Here is an 18808-nt window from a genome sequence, read left to right as displayed (position 1 = left end):
CAGCGCCCGAATCCATACGGCAGGACAGACGCAAAAGGGCCGCTTCACTGGGAAGCGGCCCTTTGGAAATCGGAATCAGGAGCGTCTTTTGCCGATTCAACCTGCCGATTTAACCGGCGCGGCGCTCGGCAAAGCTGAGGGCAATGAAGCTGGGCATGTGATCACCCATGCCCACGACGGTCTTGTCATCGCGACGCTCGCCCTTGCCACGTCCAGAGGAGCGGCCGCTCTTCTGGTTGACCTTGGTGTCGCGGTTGTCGCGCGTGTCCTTGGCGGATTTCGACGCGGGCTTCCCACCGGATTTCTCCTCGCGGCTTTCGACCTTGGTGTCTGCCTCGGGTTTGGACTCCGGCGCGGGCTTGTCCTTTTTCGGCGCGGGCTTCACCGGGTTTTCCAGCCGGGTGATTTCCTTCTGGATCAGGGTCTCAACCGCATCCAGCGCCTTCTCGTCGCGGGGCGAGCAGATGGTGATCGCCTTGCCCTCGCGACCCGCGCGACCGGTGCGGCCGATGCGGTGGACATAATCCTCGGCATGGCCGGGCACATCGAAGTTGAACACATGGCTGACGCTCGGCACGTCCAACCCGCGCGCCGCGACGTCAGAGGCGACCAGGATCCGCAGGGAGCCTTCGCGGAAGCCGTCCAGCGTCTTCATGCGCTGGCTCTGGTCCAGGTCGCCATGGATCGCGGCCGCGTCATAGCCGTATTTCTTGAGCGATTTCGCGCAGATATCCACATCCGTCTTGCGGTTGCAGAAGATGATGCCGTTGGTCAGCTTCTCACCCTCGGCGTCGATCAGCGCGCGCAGCACCTTGCGCTTCTCGCTGCCCTCGCGGTCGCGGCGGGAGGGTTTGAACATCACCACGCCCTGCTCGATGGTTTCGGAGGCGGTGGCCTGGCGGGCGACCTCGATCCGGGCCGGAGCCGACAGGAAGGTATTGGTGATGCGTTCGATTTCCGGCGCCATGGTGGCCGAGAAGAACAGCGTCTGACGGGTGAAGGGCGTCAGCGAGAAGATGCGCTCGATATCGGGGATGAAGCCCATGTCGAGCATCCGGTCGGCCTCGTCCACCACCATGATCTGCACGCCGGTGAGCAGCAGCTTGCCGCGCTCGAAATGGTCCAGCAGGCGGCCCGGAGTGGCGATCAGCACGTCGACACCCTTGTCGATCAGCGCGTCCTGTTCCTTGAAGGAAACGCCACCGATCAGCAGCGCCTTGGTCAGCTTCACGTGCTTGGCATAGGTGTCGAAGTTCTCGGCAACCTGTGCCGCCAGCTCGCGGGTAGGGCACAGCACCAGGCTGCGCGGCATCCGGGCGCGGGCGCGGCCACGGGCCAGCAGGGTAATCATCGGCAGGGTGAAGGACGCGGTCTTGCCGGTCCCGGTCTGGGCAATCCCCAGAACGTCGCGCCCTTCCAGCGCCGGGGGAATCGCCCCGGCCTGAATGGGGGTGGGGCTTTCGTAACCAGCTTCCTCAATTGCCTTGAGGACCTTGGCGTTCAGGTTCAGATCGGTGAATTTTGTCATCTGTATCCGTCATTGCGGACACTGACCAGGCCCGCGCGTGTGTGTTGCAGCCGGCTCCGCTAGGGTCACGCGGGATGGCAGCTTCCGGCTCGAGGGCGGGCATAGCAAAATACCGGGTGATCGTCAATTAATGCCGGTTTTTGCGCTCTTTTTAGCCGGTGGCGCGCTGAAAAGGGAACAATTCAGGGGCTGGACGGAAAGTGTTTCTGCCGCGTCGCGCCCAAGCCCAGTTGGCGAATCCGCAGCAGTCCGGCCGCATCGAGCCGCTCGCGCAGGGCGGGGCCGTCGGCACAGACCGCCTCAAAGAAGCGGCGCAGTCCGGCGGTGCCTTCTTCGCGCTCAAGCGTGCTCAGCAACTCGTGCATGGTGATTCCCCCGGCTTGGCGCGCGCGGGTGGGCTTCAATTCGGCCCGGTAGGAGCCTTTGCGAAGCCGGTATTGATAGTGTGCCAGCCAGCTGTCCCAGTTCTGCGCGTGAAAGTGGCACAGCTCCATCTGGTCCAATTCGGCCTGTCCCGGGTTGGGGGAGTCATCGACAAAGGCGTTATGGATGCGAAACTCCAGCCGGGGCTGGCCGCAGCGCACGAACAGCTTGCCCTGGGTGTGGCTGAGGAATCCGCCACGCAGATCGGCGCCAAACGGGCCATAGGCCGCGGCGGAGGCGGTCTCATCGGCAAGGGTCTTGAAGGCCGAGCCATCGCCGCCCGCCAGCGCTTCGAGAGGGCGGACCCTGGCGCAGAGCGCCTCTTGTGGCAATTCCGCCAATGTCGCGGCGACGGGGTCGGGCGACCACAGGAATTCATCCACGTCGCAATGCAGCAGCCAGTCAACATCGCCCGCCGCCTGGCGGTGGTAGGCCCGTGTGGCGTTGGCGCTTTGGCGGACCTGGTGCTTGGCGGGTCGGCGGCCCTTGGTGCGTCCCTGCTTGCCCCAGTAGGTGTCGTCGCAGGTGATGACGCGGATCTTGGGATGCGCCTTCAGGTGGCCAAAGGCGTCGGGGCAGGGCGCATCCAGATAGAGATACAGCCGGTGTGCGCCCATCTCCAGATGATGGGCGGCAAAACGCAGGATGTCCTCGGCCCCGGCCTTGATGGTGCTGACAATGCCCCATTTCACCTGCTGCTGCGCCATGGCCTGTCCCCTGCCTGCGGTCCTCTCCGCCTGTGCGGTCAGCATCCGTGCAGAGCCGGGCAAGTGCAAGGGGGGCAACAGAAAACGCCCGGCAGAGCCGGGCGCTTCGTCAGACCATCATTTCCTTGGTCGCGGTCAGCTTGAGGTCGGGGTAGTCCCGCTCGACCCGGTCGATGTCCCACTGCAGCCGTGTCAGATAGACGATGTCGCCGTCGTGGTCATGGGCGATGTGCTGCTTGTTGGTGTTGATGAACTTGTCCACCGCCGCCTTGTCGCCGCTGACCCAGCGGGCCGAGGTGAACTGGCTGGCCTCGAAGCGCACCGGCAGGCCGTATTCCATCTCGATCCGGCTGGCCAGAACCTCGAACTGCAGCGCGCCGACCACGCCAACGATGAAGCCGGAGCCGATCGAGGGCTTGAATACCTTGGCAGCGCCTTCCTCGGCAAACTGCATCAGCGCCTTTTCCAGGTGCTTGGCCTTCATCGGATCGCCCGCGCGCACGCCCTGCAGCAGTTCCGGCGCAAACGACGGGATGCCGGTCACCTTCAGAGCCTCGCCCTCGGTCAGGGTGTCGCCGATGCGCAGCTGGCCGTGGTTCGGAATGCCGATGATGTCGCCGGCCCAGGCCTCTTCGGCCAGCTCGCGGTCGGAGGCCAGGAACAGCACCGGGTTGGAGATCGCCATCGGCTTCTTGGTGCGCACATGGGTCAGTTTCATGCCGCGTTTGAAATGGCCCGAGGCCATGCGCACGAAGGCCACCCGGTCGCGGTGCTTGGGGTCCATGTTGGCCTGCACCTTGAAGACAAAGCCCGCGACCTTCTTCTCCTCCGGCGACATCTGCCGCGGCTCCGCCGATTGCGGTTGCGGCTCGGGGCCGTATTTGCCGATGCCGTCCATCAGCTCCTTGACGCCAAAGGAGTTGATCGCCGAGCCGAACCAGATCGGTGTCATATGCCCCTCGAGCACCGACTGGGGGTCCAGCGCGGGCAAGAGCTCACGCGCCATCTCGACCTCTTCCAGCAGCTTTTCCAGCAGATGCGCAGGCACGTGTTCGGCCAGCTTGGGGTCGTCCAGCCCGTTGATTTCGATGCTTTCGGCCACCTTGTTGCGGTCGGCGCGGTCCATCAGCTCCAGCCGGTCGCGCAGCATGTCGTAGCAGCCGATGAAATCGCGGCCCACCCCGATCGGCCAGCTGGCCGGGGTCACGTCGATCGCCAGGTTTTCCTGGATCTCGTCGATGATCTCGAAGGTGTCGCGGCTTTCGCGGTCCATCTTGTTACAGAAGGTCAGGATCGGCAGGTCGCGCAGGCGGCACACTTCGAACAGCTTCTGGGTCTGGCTTTCCACACCCTTGGCGCCGTCGATCACCATCACGGCCGCATCCACCGCCGTCAGCGTGCGGTAGGTATCCTCGGAGAAGTCCGAGTGGCCGGGAGTGTCCACCAGGTTAAAGCGGAAGCCGTTGAAATCGAACGACATGGCCGAGGCCGAGACCGAGATGCCCCGATCCTTTTCCATCTGCATGAAGTCCGAGCGGGTCCGCCGTGCCTCGCCCTTGGCGCGCACCTGTCCGGCCATCTGAATCGCGCCGCCATAAAGGAGGAACTTTTCAGTCAGCGTGGTCTTGCCCGCATCCGGGTGCGAGATGATCGCAAAGGTGCGGCGACGGGCAACTTCGGGCGGCAGTTCGGGGCGGTTGGTGACGGTATCCTGCATGAGCGCGCGTATAGCAGGAATGCGGCAGGAGGCAAGAAAAACAGCCGGGCCGGGCGCCGCGTCCCTGCCGTGGTGGGCGGTCGGCGAAAACTTACCTGCAGGCTGCAAAACACGCTACCATGCAAGTCCGCGCCACGGTGGCACACCCGCCCCGCGCGGCACGAACAGCGGCGGCCCGCCGAGGCACGCCGCGCCAGAAAGCAAGAGGGGCAAGACACCGACCTGACCAACCCCATAGGGAGACCCTGATGAAAATAGCCATGCTGTCCCGCAATCCAGAGCTTTACTCGCACAAGCGGCTGAAGGAGGCTGCCGAGGAGCGTGGCCATGAATTGCACATCATCAACACCCTGCGCTGCTACATGAACATCGCCTCAAGGCGGCCCGAGATCTATTACAACGGCGAAAAGCTGACCGGTTATGACGCGGTGATCCCGCGCATCGGCGCTTCGGTCACCTTCTACGGCATGGCGGTGCTGCGCCAGTTCGAGATGATGGGCGTGTTCCCCCTGAACGAAAGCGTGGCCATCGGCCGCTCACGCGACAAGCTGCGCTCGATGCAGCTTCTGGCGCGCGATGGCATCGGCCTGCCGGTCACCACCTTTGCCCATGACCCCAAGCAGACCGACGAGGTGCTGGACCTGGCCGGCGGCGCGCCCATCGTGATCAAGCTGCTGGAGGGCACACAGGGCATCGGCGTGGTGCTCGCCGATACCAACCGCTCGGCCAAATCCGTTGTCGAGGCCTTCCGCGGCGCCGGCGTCAACATTCTCTTGCAGGAGTTCATCAAGGAGGCGGGCGGCACCGACATCCGCGCCATCGTGGTCGGTGGCCGGGTGATCGCGGCGATGAAACGCACCGGTGCCGAGGGCGAGTTCCGCTCCAACCTGCATCGCGGCGGCTCTGCCGCGCTGGTGAAGCTCTCGCCCGAGGAACGCTCCACCGCGGCCCGCGCCGCAAAAACCATGGGGCTGAATGTCTGCGGTGTCGACATGCTGCGGGCCAATCACGGCCCGGTGGTGATGGAGGTGAACTCCTCTCCCGGCCTTGAGGGCGTTGAAAAGGCAACCGGCCTCGATATCGCCGGCAAGATCATTGAATACATCGAAAAACACGCCAAGCCGGGCGCGACCAAGACCAAGGGCAAGGGGTAGGGGCTTGGGCGGGCGGGGCCTGGCGGGCCGTGACCGGCGCTAACGCAACGACGCGCGCTTCAGCAGCTTTACCGCGTCGGGACGGTTGAGCAGCGCCCGACCCACCTCGAGCCCGTGCGCGCCGGGCTGGGGAATGCCGGGCCACGCGCCAGCCCCCTCGCCACCGCGGCATATTCGAAGGTCCTCCGGCAGCGCGGGGCGGGTCACCGGGTCGAGGAAAGTTGTCTCGGCCGCGATCCCTTCGGCGTAGATGATGTGATGGCTGTCGAACAGGATCTGCACATAGTCGACAAAGCCGCCATCCAGCACCACGACGCTGTTGCCATTCACCAGGTCACGGGCCCGCACGAGGATCTCCGGCGCGCCTGCGCCGATCTCGTCGCTGCGCTGATAGACCATCAGCCGGTGGTTCGGGCTGACGACGAGGTCGCGGGCGTTGTTCAGCGCCCCCTCGCGGATCAGGATCGGCGCGAGATTGCCCACCGCGCGCAGGGTGGACTGGCCGACCCAGCGCACCTGCTGCACCCCTGCATCGCGCGTCAGCACCCGGTCGCCGGGGGCCAGGTCCTCGATCGGGCATTGCGCGCCGGTGGCCAGGGTGATGCGGGTGCCGCGGGTAAAGGACACGCAGGCCGACTGCGCCAGCTTGCGTCTTGCAGGCTCCCGTTCGGCGCTGACCAGCGTGTAATTCACCTGCGGCAGCAAGGGGGCCAGCGGCAGCAGAAAGATCTCCGCCACATAGCCGTCAGAGTCGGCCTCGACCACCAGCAGGATCTCGACGTTGGTGCCGCTGTCGGGCATCACGGTCAGCAATCCGTCCAGGTGCAGCGTTGCGCCGGGCGTGCCCAGCTGGGTGTTCTGGTCAACGGTCAACCGCCCGTCATGATGCGCGGCGATGCCGAGACGGCGCGGGCGCGCGGATTGCGCCAGCACATAGATGTCATCCAGCACCAGGTCTTCCAGCAGGCCGAGCGGATCGCCCATGCAGGCCCCGTAGGCGGCACAGAAATCAGCGGCCGGATAGGCCGGGAGGGCGGCATGGCTGGAGGTCAAGCTGGGGTCCATCGTCACGTCCGGGTCTGTCCCTATGATGTCGCCTGCGCGCGGCGCGTCCAAGGGGTATGGCGCGAAAACATGGCCAAAAAACGGTACCCCCGCGCAGATTTTTCGGCGCGGCGGCGGTGCGCGACGCGCAAGACGGTCCGGGGCTGGTCATCGGGCGCGCAACGGTGCAATCTGCGCCGCGAACGAACAGGAATCCCAAGGGAGAATGACGATGGATCTGGGAATTGCGGGCAAGCGCGCGCTGGTTTGCGCCAGCAGCAAGGGGCTGGGCCTGGGCTGCGCCGAGGCGCTGGCAGAGGCCGGTGTGAACCTGGTGATGAACGCCCGCGGTGCCGACGCACTCGAGGCTTCGGCGCAGGCGATCCGCGACCAGTATGGCGTCGATGTCGTCACCGTGGCGGCCGACGTGACCACCGAGGACGGCCAGCAGAAGGTGCTGGAGGCCGCCGAGGGCGTCGATATCCTGGTGACCAACGCAGGCGGCCCGCCGCCGGGCATGTGGACCGACTGGGAGCGCGAGGACTTCATCAAGGCGCTGGATGCCAACATGCTGTCGCCGATCGCCCTGATCAAGGCGCTGGTGCCCGGCATGATGGAGCGCGGCTGGGGCCGGGTCGTCAACATCACCTCCGTTTCGGTCAAATCTCCGATCCCGGTGCTGGGCCTGTCGAACGCGGCGCGGGCGGGGTTGACCGGCTATGTCGCGGGCACCGCGCGGCAGGTGGCCGGCAAGGGCGTCATCATGAACAACCTTCAGCCGGGCATCCACGCCACCGACCGCGCCGTGTCGCTGGATGAGGGCGCGGCCAAGGCGCAAGGCATCTCTGTCGAGGAAGCCAAGGAACAGCGCTGCGCCACCATTCCGGCAGGTCGCTACGGCACCCGCCAGGAATTCGGTGCGACCTGCGCCTTCCTCTGCTCGCAGCACGCGGGCTTCATGGTCGGTCAGAACATCCTGCTGGATGGCGGCGCCACCAACACCACCATGTAAGGAACCGCGCATGGCCAGCGGGTTTTCCCTGAAAGACCAGCTGTTCAACCGCGACAAGGTCCGCTACCTGGCGGACCTTTTTTCTGCGGCTGACACTGGATTTGATGCTGCCGCCTTCGAGGCGCAGGTGATGGCGGATCTGCCCGCGCTGGAGCTGAAGCAGCGTATCACGCTGATCGCCGACGTGCTGGCAGACCATCTGCCCGCCAGCCTCCCCGAGGCCGCCCGGGTTTTGCTGCGCGCGCTGCCGCCGCCGCTGGACCCGTCGCTCAAGGATGATGACTTCGGTGATTTCATCTTTGCCCCCTTGGGCGACTACGTTGCCCGCCACGGGCTGGAGGATCACCGCGATCTGTCGCTGGACCTGCTGGAGGAGATCACCCAGCGGTTCTCGATGGAATGGGCGATCCGCCCCTTCCTGAATCGCTGGCCCGCCGAGGTGCTGGCGCGGATGGAGCGCTGGGCCGGGCATTCCAGCTATCACGTCCGCCGCCTGGTCAGCGAGGGCACGCGGCCCCGGCTGCCCTGGGGCGAGTCGGTGGGGCTGGCGCTGGCCGACCCGCTGCCGCTGCTGGACCGGCTGCACGCCGACGGCGCACGCTTCGTGACGCGCTCGGTCGCCAATCACCTCAACGACATCGCCAAGAAGGATCCTGACCTGGTGATGGACCGGCTGCAGCACTGGCAGGCCGCGGGCGCACAAAGCCGGAAGGAGCTGGACTGGATCACCGCCCACGCCCTGCGCGGGCTGGTCAAGGCGGGCCATCCGCGGGCGATGAAGATGCTGGGCTATGACCCGGACCTGGAACTGCGGGCCGAGATCAGCCTCCCGCGTCGCGAAGTCCGTATCGGGGACGCGCTTGAACTGGCCTGCGTTCTGGCAGCCGCGCGGGGCTCTGCCGTACTGGTGGATTACGTGCTGCATTTCCAGCGCCCGTCGGGCAAGACCTCCGCCAAGGTGTTCAAGCTCAAACAGGCCCGGGTGACGGGCGATCAGCTGCGGCTGAAAAAGACGCACAAGCTGAAGGGCGATGCCACTACCTTCAAGCTGGTGCCGGGGCTGCACCGGGTGGAGCTGATGGTCAACGGCCGCGTGCACGCGGCGGCGGAGTTCGACTTGCTGCCACCGGCCTAGTGCCCGGCCTGCTGACGCGCCATCACGTTCCTGTGGAAGATCTGGCAGCGGCCCCGCGCCGCTGCTAGTCCGGGGAGACCAAATTCTCGGGATCTGTCCATGCAAGCCATCGTCATCACTGCTCTCTTTGCTGCCGTTATTGCTCTCAGCCTGTTGGGTGCCCCGCGCCGGGCAACGGTCGGAGGCTTCTTTGGCGGACGCTCCGCCGAGGGGCAGGCGCCGGGGCTGTGGACGCTGGTGCTGTCACAGGTGACGACATGGATCTTTGCGCGGTCGCTGATGAATGCCGCGATCCTCGGTTTCTATTATGGCATCGTCGGCACGCTGGCCTATGCGGCCTATTACGGCTCCTTCCTGACCGGTGGATACATCGTCGGGCGGATGCGCGCCCAGGGGGCAGGGTCGGTTCAGGACTGGCTGACACAGCGGTTCGGGACGACAGGGACCACCGCTTACAACCTCGTCATCGCGTTGCGGCTCCTGTCCGAGGTCTTTGCCAACCTCCTTGTGGTCGGGTTGATCTTCGCCGCTGCGCTGCCGCAGGTGCAGGGCGCAGAGACCGTGGCCATCGTCGCCGTCGGCTTGCTGGCGCTGGGCTATTCCGCCTGGGGCGGGCTGTCGGCGGCGCTGCGCACCGATGTCATCCAGATGGTGGTGTTTCTGGCGGTGTTCGGCACGGCGCTGGTGGCGCTCATGCTGCGGCCGGGCTTTGACCTCGCCGCGGTGCTGACCGCGCCGGGAACGGCAGGTGCGCACAACGGCTGGGTGCTCTTGGCGGTTGCCGCGCTGCAGGTGTTTTCCTACCCGGTGCATGATCCGGTGATGATGGACCGCGGCTTCCTCGCCGATCCCGCCACCACCCGCAAAAGCTTCTTGCACGCCTTCTGGATTTCGGCAGTCTGCATCCTGGGCTTCGGCTTTTTCGGCATCCAGGCCTCGCTGGAGGGTGCGGCCTATGAAGGTCAGCTGCTGGGAACATGGGCCGCCATCCTGCCCGGCTGGGTTTTCGTGCTGCTGATCGTGTCGTTGCTTGTCTCGGCGCTGTCGACGCTGGATTCGGCGCTCAGCAGCGCGGCGCGGCTGATGGTCGAAGAATTGCGCCTGCTGCCGCGCACGCTGTCAGGCGGCCGACTGGCGATGCTGGGGTTTGCCGCGGCTGGCGGCGCGCTGACGCTGTGGGGCAACCAGACCTTGTTTGATGCGGTGGCGGTCTCTGGCACCGCGTCGATGTTCCTGACCCCGGTGCTGGCGGCAGCGCTGGCAGGGCGACAGGTTGCGCTCTGGGCGTATCTGGTGAGCTTTGCCGCGGCGATGGCAGGGGCTGCGGCCTACATGCTGCGGGATCTGCCCGCCTTGGCCGCGCTTTTGTATGACGGGCACAAATACGAGCAGCTGCTGCAGATCTGCGTGGCTGTGCTGCTGGTCGGCTTTGCCGCAGTGGCCCGTGGCAGCCGCAGGGTTGAAGCAGGGCAGGCGGGCTGATAGAGCTTCGGCAAATTCCGACGAAAATCGTCGGGGACCGCAAGAGGCGACAGGTGCAATTGCAGACCCAAACTCCAGCCCCCCGTCTTGAAATCCGCAATATCAAGCGTCGCATCGAAGGCCGCACGGTGGTGGATGATGTCTCCTTGCAGATTCAGGCGGGGCAGGTGACCTGCCTTCTGGGGCCATCGGGCTGCGGCAAGTCCACCACGCTCCGGATGATCGCCGGAGTCGAGATGCAGGACAGCGGCGAGATCTATGTCGACGGCAAGCTGATCTGCGACACCGTGTTCCGGGTGCCACCGGAGCGGCGCGAAATCGGGCTGATGTTCCAGGATTTCGCGCTGTTTCCGCATCTGACCGTGGGCGCCAATGTCGCCTTTGGCCTGAATGGCAGCAAGGACGAGAAACGCGCTCGTGTCGAAGAGCTGCTGGCGCGGGTGTCGCTGGGCCGCTACATCGACGTCTACCCGCACGAGCTGTCAGGCGGCGAGCAGCAGCGTGTCGCCCTTGCCCGCGCCCTGGCGCCGCGGCCGCGCATCATGCTGATGGACGAACCTTTCTCGGGTCTCGACAACCGGCTGCGCGACGGCATCCGCGACGAAACCCTGAGCCTGCTGAAAGAGGAAGACACCGCGGTTCTGCTGGTCACGCACGAGCCGGAAGAGGCGATGCGCATGGCCGACGAGATCGCGCTGATGCGCGGCGGCCGGATCGTGCAGCAGGGGGCGCCCTACAACGTCTATACCCACCCGGTCGACAAGGCGGCGCTGTCCTTCTTCAGCGATGTCAACGTGTTGAAGGCGCAGGTGAATGGCGCCCTGGCCCGCACCGCCTTTGGGGAATTCCTCGCGCCGGGCGTCGCCGATGGCACCGAGGTCGAGATCGTCTTTCGTCCGCAGCACTTGCGCATCGATTTCGACCGTGGCGGCAAGGGGCCGCTGCCCACCTCCAGCGACGGCGTCCCGGCCCGCGCGGTGGTGGAACGCGCCCGCTTTCTGGGACGCGAGAGCCTGGTCGAATTCCGCATGGACTTCGATGGCTCCATCCTGCGCGCGACGGTGCCGAACGTGTTCCTGCCGGAAAAGGGCCGGGTGATGTGGTTGACGGTGCGGCGCGACCGCTGTTTCGTCTTTCCCGCCTGATATCCGGCTGGGCGCAACCCGCCGACCGGTCTCCCCGCGGACAGCTGATCAGCCCCTATCCTTGTAGGGTTGGTAATCCTTCAGTCGTTTGCCGGGCTCATCAACGAAAAGTTCCGGCAGGGCAGCAGCCTCTTCGATCAGGTCCACGCGAAACACCCGGAAATCCTCGCGGGTCTCGCACCAGGCGGTCAGCGTCCAGACCCGTCCCCAATACTCCATGTGCAGGGGGCGGATCGTCCTCTGCGTGAGGGTGCCATCGATGCGCCGGTAACTCAGCCGCAGTTTCTGCCGGGCCTTGATCGCCGAGCGCAGCGTCGGCATGTGGGCAAAGCCGCGCGCCGCATCGGCAAAAGGGTAGACCGCGAATTTCCACGCGTCGGCTTCGGCTATCGTCTGCTCGGGCAGCACCGCGTCCACCTTGGCGGCCAGCGATTGCGCCGCCGCCTTCAGGTCGGGGTCTGCGGCTTCGGCGACGATGGCCATGCCGAGGTTCAGCGCCTCCAGCTCCTCCGGGGTCAGGGTCAACGGCGGCAGGCTGATCTGTTCGCGCACCATATAGCCGACGCCGCGTTCGCCCTCGACCGGCACCCCCGAGGCAACCAGCGTGTCCATGTCCCTGTAGATGGTCCGGGTAGAGACCTCGAGGCGCGCGGCAATGTCCTGTGCGCGGTGCAGCTTGCCGTCGCGCAGGATCTGGATGATTTCGAATAGGCGGTCGGTGCGGCGCATGCTCCAGCCTTGGATTGCCAACGCGAGGAGGTCAAGGGCTGCGCCATGTCAGACGTGGCGCAGCCCGCGTTGGCTCAGGGCAGCATCGACCACTGCACCTCTTCATGGCGCATTCGGGCGCTGCCATCGGCGATGGCCTGCATCACCGCAGGGGCAAAGTCCTGCTGCATGAAGGTTTGCGCCACCTGTTGCGCCGTGGCCATGTCCTGCCAGACCACATGATCCGTCCAGCTGCCATCGGCGCCACGGCTCAGACGCCGGGCAATGAACCCTGGCTGGGCGCGCACGAAGCTCTCGGTGCGCCGCATCAGGCTGGTAAAGTCCGCCTCGCTCACGCCTTCGGCCAGTTGGAAGGTCACGATTTCCGCCACATGTTTGGTCATCACTTTGTCTCCTGTTTGTCGTGATGGGCTGGATTTACCGGATAGAAACTGACATAAACCTGTCAGTTGAGGTTTGGCGTCCCGGAAAAACTGCACTTTCAGCGGAGTCTGGGCCTCACGCGGAGGGCTTGGAGCTTCCGCTGCAGGTCGCCGACGCGCTAAACCCGAAAGTGACCGTATTTACCGGCGCGCATATGCCGCGTCGGACCATGTAAGGAGACACACTCATGCTCAACAACATCGGCCTTCCCGGCATTCTTCTGATCGCCGTCGTGGTTCTGGTCCTGTTCGGCCGCGGCAAGATTTCCTCGCTGATGGGCGAGATCGGAAAGGGCATCACGTCCTTCAAGAAGGGGATCAGCGAGGGCAACAAGGAGCTGGAAGAGGACACCGCCGCCGAGGCGAAGGACGTCACCCCCGCGACCGAAAAAGACAAGGTCTAAACGCTTATGTTCGATCTTGGCTGGACCGAACTTCTGGTCATCGGCGTGGTCGCGCTGATCGTGGTCGGCCCCAAGGACCTGCCGGTGCTGTTTCGCAATGTCGGACGGTTCGTGGGCAAGGCCAAGGGGATGGCGCGCGAATTCAGCCGGGCGATGCATGATGCGGCGGATGAAGCCGGGGTCAATGACATCGCCAAGGGGCTGAAGACCGCCACCAATCCGGTCGGCACCGCCATGGACGGGGTCAAACAGGCGGCGCAGGAAATGGCATCGTCCATCGACCCGACCAAATACGACCCTGACAGCGAGACCGGCAAACTGGCCGCGGAGCGGGCCGAGGACGCCAAGCGCATCCAGGCCGCCACCGCGCGCGCTGCCGCCGACCGCAAGGCGCGCGAGGCCGAAGCCGCCGAGGCCAGCGCTGCCGCCGCCGAGGCTGAGGTGAAATCCGACGGAGAGGCCAAATCATGAGCAACACGGACGAGATCGACGACTCGACCGCGCCGTTGATCGAACACCTGGCCGAGCTGCGCAGCCGACTGATCCACTCGGTCGTGGCCTTTGTCATCGGCATGGTGATCTGTTTTACCGTTGCGACGCCGGTGTTCAATTTCCTCACCGCGCCGCTGTGCGATGTGCTGGCCGAAAGCGGGCAGGACTGTTCCCTGATCTTCATCAGCCCACAGGAAGGTTTCTTTGTGGCGATCAAGATCTCTTTCCTGGGCGGCTTTATCCTGGCCTTTCCCTACATTGGCTTCCAGATGTGGCGGTTCGTGGCGCCGGGGCTCTACAAGAACGAGAAGGGCGCTTTCCTGCCCTTCATGATCGCCTCGCCGTTCATGTTCCTGCTGGGGGCCAGCTTTGCCTTCTACGTGGTCACGCCGCTGGCCTATGACTTCTTCCTCGGCTTCCAGCAGTTCGGTGCCGAAGGCGAGGCCGTCGTCGGCGAGCAGGTGAACCAGGGGCTGAGCGTTGTGTTCCAGGGCTCCGCGCAGGAGTATCTGAACCTGACGATCAAGTTCATTGTCGCCTTTGGCCTCTGCTTCCAACTGCCAGTTCTACTGACGCTGATGGGCAAGGCAGGTCTGGTCAGCGCCGAGGGGCTCGCGTCTGTCCGCAAATACGCGGTGGTGGCGATCCTCGTCCTCGCCGCGCTGGTGACGCCGCCGGATGTGATCACCCAGATCATTCTCTTCGTGGTGGTCTACGGCCTCTATGAGGTCTCGATTTTCCTGGTGCGCCGGGTCGAGGCCAAGCGCGAAGCCAAGCTGCGCGCCGAGGGCTACTATGACGACGAGGACGACACGGTTGAGACAGAGATGGAAGCCCATCCTGATGATCCGCTGATGGCTGAGTTTGACGCCGAGGACGGCAGGGACAAGTAAACCGTCTCGATAAAACACAGAAAGGCGCGCCAGCAATGGCGCGCCTTTTTTGTCTCTCCTTGCGCAGCGTTCGGTGCGCCGGAACTTTCCCACAGGGCAAACGTTGGCTCTGTATCGCGCCATGGAGGATGTTATGCCCGAAGACAGAAAAGCCGACGGCCAATCGAACAAGCAGGATGCCCGCCCGGAAGTTGCGCAGGATGGTCCCGGCAAGCCCCGGCAGAAAATCAAGGAAGAGTGGAAGAATACGACCGACACAATGGATGAGGGCCCCGCCGGGAGCCCGAAGGCCGAAGAGCAAAGCCGCAAAAGCTGAAGCCCAGCACCGGTCGGCAGCGGCCGCGTCCGACGCGTGACGTGAGCCGCCCGCTGCCTCTGTTACCGAAACGGGATACTCCCATCTCCCTGCCACCACGCAGGGGAGGGCCGGGCCCGCGGCATAAACGCCAGGACAGAAGGGGCAGGTATGGCGCTCAGCCAAATTCCCGCGCCACGCGCCAGCCGCACCGCATTCTGAGCTTACGCTCCTTGGGCAGGCTTTCTCCCACATCTCCCGTCTCTTGCCGCCCGTCCACGAACGTGCTTTGAACACCACCAACGCACAGGCAGACGGAGGCACGCCCATGGACCAGACCGCATTGACCCGCATCGCCGAGGCGCTGGAGCGGATGTCCCCCGCGCCCCTGGCGGCACCCGATTTTGACGTGGCCTCCGCCTTTGTCTGGCACGTGGGGCCGGAACGGCTTGAGCCGGTGGCCGAGGTCAGTCGTGTCGATCTGGACCTGCTGGTTGGCATCAACCGGTCTCGGGACACCTTGCTGGAAAACACCCGTCGCTTCGCGCAGGGGTTCGCGGCGAACAACGCGCTGCTCTGGGGCGCGCGCGGCATGGGCAAGTCCAGCCTCGTCAAGGCCGTGCACGGCGCGCTGGTGGCCGATCACCCCGGTCTGAAGCTGGTTGAGCTGCAACGCGAGGATCTGCCCTCGGTCGGGCGGCTCTTGAACCACCTGCGCGGCGCGCCGCACCGCTTCATCCTGTTCTGCGATGACCTGTCCTTCAGCCATGACGACCAGCACTACAAAAGCCTCAAGGCGGTGCTCGACGGCGGCATCGAGGGGCGGCCGGAGAACGTGGTGTTCTATGCCACCTCGAACCGTCGCCACCTGATGCCGCGGGACATGATCGAGAATGAACGCTCCAGCGCCATCAACCCGTCCGAAGCGGTTGAGGAAAAGGTCTCGCTGTCCGACCGTTTCGGCTTGTGGCTGGGGTTCCACCCCTGCGACCAGGACGAATACCTGGCGATGATCGAGGGCTATTGCGCCGCCTATGGCGTCAAGGTCGCACCGGAGACCCTGCGCGCCGAGGCGGTGGAATGGCAGGCCACCCGTGGCGGACGCTCGGGTCGGGTGGCCTGGCAGTTCTTCACCGATCTGGCCGGTCGCCACGGGGTCAGCCTGCGCTGACAACACAGGTAAAAGCCCGGCATCTCTGCCGGGCATGCTGTCGGTCGCGGAAACGCGTCAGCGTCAGTTCAGGTAGTCGAGCGGATCGATGCTCTCGAACCCGTCGCGCACCTCGAAATGTACATAGGCGTCGTCGCCCCCGCGCAGCGAGGCGATACGCTGCCCGCGCGCGACGGTATCGCCCTTGTTGACGGTGATGTTGTCGACGTTCTGATAGACCGTCAGCAGCTTCTGGCTGTGGCGGATCACGATGATCGGCACATTGTTGGAATCCTTGGTGATGGCCGCCACGGTACCGGCTTCGGCCGCCTTGACCGGGCTGCCCGCAGGCCCCGCAATGTCGATACCGTCATTGCGCCCCTTGGAGTATGTCTTGATGATCTTGCCCTGCACCGGATAAGACATCGCGGCATCGCTCTGGCGGCTGGGTTCGGGCAGCGCCGGTTTCACCTCTGCCGGGGGCTTGGCGGCCTCGGCAGCGGGCGCCACCGTTTCGCGGGGCAAGGGGCGGGTGGCGCTCGGCGGAACAGGCGTGACGCTGCCTTCGCCGGGTTCGGTGACAGTGACCGGGGCCGCCGCTGCCGTGACTTCCGCCTCCGGTTTCGGGGCGGGGGCCTCTTTCAGCGGGATCAGCAGGTATTGCCCCTCGCGAACGGCGAAATCACTGCCAAGGCCATTCCACTCGGCGAGGGATTTGACCGGCACCCGGTAGAGACGCGAGATGGTATAGGCGGTCTCGCCACGTTTGACCTTGTGGCGCACCGGCTCGGGGCCGGACTGGACCTTGGCCGGCTGCGGCTTGGGCGCGGGTTTGAGCTCGGTCGAAGTGACGGAGCCCGGGTTCGGCGAGGTGAGCGGCGCGGTCTCGATGGCCTGACCCGCAAGAGAGGCGATATCAACCGAGCCGGGCGCGGCGGTGCCGTCAGCGGGCACCCCGTCGGGGGCGCGGCGGGGCAGGGCCAGTATTTCGCCCTGCCGGACACTGTCGCCCGGGCTCATGCCGTTGTAACGGGCAACCTCGTCGGCGGGCAGGCCCACGCGGGTGGCGACATCCGCCACGGTGTCGCCGCGGCGGGCCACGGCCACCTGGTAAGAGGGGTAGGTGATCAGCCCGCGGCTGTCCGCACGGGGGCGTTCAGAGGTCACGGATTGGGCTGCGCTGGTTGTATTGAAGGCGCCAATCTGGCCGCGCAGATCGTAGTCCAGCGGGCTTTTGCAGGCGGCCAGTACCCCGATCAGAGGCAGCGCCGCCAGCAGTCGGGTGCGGCGGGACAGACCGGCGCGCGTCGGCCCGCTCTGGGCCGGGCCGTCGGTGCGCAGCGCATGCCTGGCCGTCCGGGGGTGGGGGGTCCGGGTCATCTTGCTCTCCTCAAAACACGCCTCCCCTTTTTCGCGGGGATTCTCTCGCGTCAATCATTATAGCCCATGCCGCCGGGCGGCCGGCTGAAATCCGCCGGCATGATACGTGGCCCAAGGGGGAATATCAAACCAGCTGGAGAAATTGTGACCGGTCCGGGCATCGCGGCGGCAGAGGCATGCGGCAGCGGTCAGATTTCCTTGCCGAGCCCTTCCAGCAAGGGCACGAAGCGCACCGGGCGCAGCTCGTCATATTCCAGCCCGTCTTCAGTCTTGCGAACACGGATCAGGGTCTGCACGTGGTCGGACTGCCCGACCGGCAGCACCATGATGCCGCCCGTCTTCAGCTGGGCAAGCAGCGGGCCGGGCGGGTCCTCGGCGGCGGCAGTGACGATGATGCGGTCAAAAGGCGCCTGGTCCGGCAAGCCGTGGCTGCCATCGCCAACCAGCGAGGTCACATTGGCCAGCTGAAGCTGCTCGAACACCGCTCGCGCCTCGCGCACCAGCCGCGCGTGCCGGTCGATGGTATAGACCCGGCGCGCCAGTTTCGACAGGATCGCGGCCTGGTACCCCGAGCCGGTGCCCACCTCGAGAACCTTGTCGCGGGGGCTGACCTGCAGCGCCTGTGTCATCATGCCCACCACCGAGGGCTGCGAGATGGTCTGGCCGCAGGCAATCGGCAGAGGCACGTCCTCATAGGCGCGTTCGGCGAACAGCCCGCGCAGGAACAAGCCGCGGTCGATCTCCTCCATCGCCTCCAGCACAGAGGCATCGGTCACCCCGCGCGAGCGGACCGAGTACAGGAACTGCATCTTGGTTTCGGCGTCGGGTCCGCTCATGCGCCGAGTCTCTCACCGTCGGTTTCGATCGCCTGCAGGGCCTCCATCGCGTCATGGGCGGTCAGATCCGCGCGCATCGGGGTGACGGAGATATAACCGGCCATGTTCAGCGCCGCATCCGTGCCAGGCGCGGTTTCCACCTGCTGGTTGCCACCGCGCACCCAGAGGCAACGGCGCCCGGTGGGCGAGACTTGTTCCTCGGCACTGAAGCCGGTGCCCGAGCGGAACCCCTGGGTGGCCGCGCGCACGCCCTTCACCGCGGCAGCGGGCACGGGCGGGAAATTGATGTTGTAAAACAGCCGGTAATCCTGCCGGTCTTCGGGCATCTGGCGCAGGATCTTCTGAACCAGCGCTGCGCCATGCACGGCGGCGGCCTCGAACGGATCAGCGGTGTCGCGGTTGGCGGGGCCGTAATATTGCGACAGCGCCATCGCCGGGATGCCCTGCAGCGCGGCCTCCATCGCACCGCCCAGCGTGCCGGAATACAACGCATTCTCTGCCGAGTTGTTGCCCCGGTTCACCCCCGACAGCACCAGATCGGGCCGCGCATCCCGCATCACCACGTGCAAACCCGCCAGCACGCAGTCCGCGGGCGAGCCTTCGGCGGCAAAGCGGCGGCTGTCCAGCTGGCTGAGCATGGTCGGACGGGTGTAGCTGATGCAATGGCCAACGCCGGATTGCTCGAACGCCGGTGCCACGCACCAGACCTCGCCGTCCGGGCCTGCAACCTGTCGGGCGATGGTGTCCAGTACGGCCAGCCCGGGGGCGCTGATGCCGTCGTCGTTGGTAATCAGGATGCGCATGGGTCTGCCTGCCGTCTTTTGCCGGGTTTGCGATTGAATAGGACCTGCGCCGGGACG

At 65.5% G+C, this 18808-nt stretch carries 19 protein-coding genes; 10 read left to right on the top strand and 9 right to left on the bottom strand.

Annotation, left to right across the window (positions count from 1 at the left end; all coding sequences use genetic code 11):
- Window positions 1-109 precede the first annotated feature (109 nt).
- From AB9K35_RS12550 to AB9K35_RS12540, 3 genes are all read right to left on the bottom strand, one after another.
- Window positions 110-1528, bottom strand: coding sequence for a DEAD/DEAH box helicase (locus AB9K35_RS12550; protein ID WP_369926514.1), 1419 nt, complete (start codon window positions 1526-1528; stop codon window positions 110-112).
- A 182-nt stretch (window positions 1529-1710) separates the two neighbouring features.
- Window positions 1711-2658 carry a glycosyltransferase family 2 protein gene (locus AB9K35_RS12545; protein ID WP_369926512.1) on the bottom strand — a complete coding sequence of 316 codons (948 nt, stop codon included), beginning with the start codon at window positions 2656-2658 and terminating at the stop codon, window positions 1711-1713.
- Between the two features lie 109 nt (window positions 2659-2767).
- Entirely contained in the window at window positions 2768-4375 is a 1608-nt protein-coding gene (locus tag AB9K35_RS12540; RefSeq protein ID WP_222453568.1) for a peptide chain release factor 3, read from the bottom strand.
- A 248-nt stretch (window positions 4376-4623) separates the two neighbouring features.
- On the opposite strand from AB9K35_RS12540, the gene rimK reads away from it, so the two are divergent.
- Window positions 4624-5529: a 30S ribosomal protein S6--L-glutamate ligase gene (gene rimK, locus AB9K35_RS12535; RefSeq protein WP_369926510.1), complete on the top strand. Its 906-nt coding sequence runs from the start codon at window positions 4624-4626 to the stop codon at window positions 5527-5529.
- 39 nt (window positions 5530-5568) lie between these two features.
- Here the strand turns inward: rimK and AB9K35_RS12530 are convergent, their stop codons facing one another.
- On the bottom strand, window positions 5569-6594 hold the full coding sequence (locus AB9K35_RS12530; RefSeq protein ID WP_369926508.1) for a Hint domain-containing protein: 1026 nt from the start codon (window positions 6592-6594) through the stop codon (window positions 5569-5571).
- A gap of 211 nt (window positions 6595-6805) precedes the next feature.
- Here AB9K35_RS12530 and AB9K35_RS12525 point away from each other — a divergent pair, with 211 nt between their 5' ends.
- The 4 genes from AB9K35_RS12525 to AB9K35_RS12510 all read left to right on the top strand — a co-directional run bounded on the left by AB9K35_RS12525 (window position 6806) and on the right by AB9K35_RS12510 (window position 11347).
- Complete coding sequence (locus tag AB9K35_RS12525) at window positions 6806-7585, top strand: SDR family oxidoreductase (RefSeq protein WP_369926506.1); 780 nt, start codon at window positions 6806-6808, stop codon at window positions 7583-7585.
- A gap of 10 nt (window positions 7586-7595) precedes the next feature.
- Entirely contained in the window at window positions 7596-8720 is a 1125-nt protein-coding gene (locus AB9K35_RS12520; RefSeq protein WP_369926504.1) for a hypothetical protein, read from the top strand.
- A 99-nt stretch (window positions 8721-8819) separates the two neighbouring features.
- Window positions 8820-10202: a sodium:proline symporter gene (locus AB9K35_RS12515; protein WP_369926502.1), complete on the top strand. Its 1383-nt coding sequence runs from the start codon at window positions 8820-8822 to the stop codon at window positions 10200-10202.
- A 53-nt stretch (window positions 10203-10255) separates the two neighbouring features.
- Window positions 10256-11347, top strand: coding sequence for an ABC transporter ATP-binding protein (locus AB9K35_RS12510; protein ID WP_222453562.1), 1092 nt, complete (start codon window positions 10256-10258; stop codon window positions 11345-11347).
- A 48-nt stretch (window positions 11348-11395) separates the two neighbouring features.
- On the opposite strand, the gene AB9K35_RS12505 is transcribed toward AB9K35_RS12510, so the two are convergent.
- Both AB9K35_RS12505 and AB9K35_RS12500 read right to left on the bottom strand, forming a co-directional pair.
- A complete protein-coding gene (locus AB9K35_RS12505; RefSeq protein ID WP_369926500.1) occupies window positions 11396-12076 on the bottom strand; it encodes a helix-turn-helix transcriptional regulator in 681 nt (226 codons plus the stop codon).
- Window positions 12077-12150: 74 nt separating this feature from the next.
- Window positions 12151-12459, bottom strand: coding sequence for an antibiotic biosynthesis monooxygenase (locus AB9K35_RS12500; protein ID WP_369926498.1), 309 nt, complete (start codon window positions 12457-12459; stop codon window positions 12151-12153).
- A 227-nt stretch (window positions 12460-12686) separates the two neighbouring features.
- On the opposite strand from AB9K35_RS12500, the gene AB9K35_RS12495 reads away from it, so the two are divergent.
- The 5 genes from AB9K35_RS12495 (at window position 12687) to AB9K35_RS12475 (ending at window position 15753) form a co-directional block, all read left to right on the top strand.
- On the top strand, window positions 12687-12902 hold the full coding sequence (locus AB9K35_RS12495; RefSeq protein ID WP_222453559.1) for a twin-arginine translocase TatA/TatE family subunit: 216 nt from the start codon (window positions 12687-12689) through the stop codon (window positions 12900-12902).
- A gap of 6 nt (window positions 12903-12908) precedes the next feature.
- A complete protein-coding gene (gene tatB / locus AB9K35_RS12490) occupies window positions 12909-13373 on the top strand; it encodes a Sec-independent protein translocase protein TatB (protein WP_222453558.1) in 465 nt (154 codons plus the stop codon).
- Window positions 13370-14287, top strand: a complete 918-nt coding sequence (gene tatC, locus AB9K35_RS12485; RefSeq protein ID WP_369926495.1) for a twin-arginine translocase subunit TatC — start codon at window positions 13370-13372, stop codon at window positions 14285-14287. Before tatB ends, tatC begins: the two co-directional genes overlap by 4 nt.
- A 133-nt stretch (window positions 14288-14420) precedes the next feature.
- Window positions 14421-14603: a hypothetical protein gene (locus tag AB9K35_RS12480; RefSeq protein ID WP_369926493.1), complete on the top strand. Its 183-nt coding sequence runs from the start codon at window positions 14421-14423 to the stop codon at window positions 14601-14603.
- Window positions 14604-14910: 307 nt separating this feature from the next.
- Window positions 14911-15753 carry an ATP-binding protein gene (locus AB9K35_RS12475; protein ID WP_222453555.1) on the top strand — a complete coding sequence of 281 codons (843 nt, stop codon included), beginning with the start codon at window positions 14911-14913 and terminating at the stop codon, window positions 15751-15753.
- A gap of 63 nt (window positions 15754-15816) precedes the next feature.
- On the opposite strand, the gene AB9K35_RS12470 is transcribed toward AB9K35_RS12475, so the two are convergent.
- The 3 genes from AB9K35_RS12470 to surE all read right to left on the bottom strand — a co-directional run bounded on the left by AB9K35_RS12470 (window position 15817) and on the right by surE (window position 18751).
- Complete coding sequence (locus tag AB9K35_RS12470; protein ID WP_369926491.1) at window positions 15817-17112, bottom strand: peptidoglycan DD-metalloendopeptidase family protein; 1296 nt, start codon at window positions 17110-17112, stop codon at window positions 15817-15819.
- 188 nt (window positions 17113-17300) lie between these two features.
- Entirely contained in the window at window positions 17301-17948 is a 648-nt protein-coding gene (locus tag AB9K35_RS12465; protein WP_369926489.1) for a protein-L-isoaspartate(D-aspartate) O-methyltransferase, read from the bottom strand.
- Window positions 17945-18751, bottom strand: a complete 807-nt coding sequence (surE, locus tag AB9K35_RS12460; RefSeq protein ID WP_222453552.1) for a 5'/3'-nucleotidase SurE — start codon at window positions 18749-18751, stop codon at window positions 17945-17947. The genes AB9K35_RS12465 and surE overlap by 4 nt, the downstream gene beginning before the upstream one ends.
- Between the last annotated feature and the right edge of the window lie 57 nt (window positions 18752-18808).

This window comes from Leisingera sp. XS_AS12, from assembly GCF_041224635.1.
Taxonomy (GTDB): Bacteria; Pseudomonadota; Alphaproteobacteria; order Rhodobacterales; family Rhodobacteraceae; genus Leisingera.
This window is presented reverse-complemented; position numbering and strand designations above follow the sequence as displayed.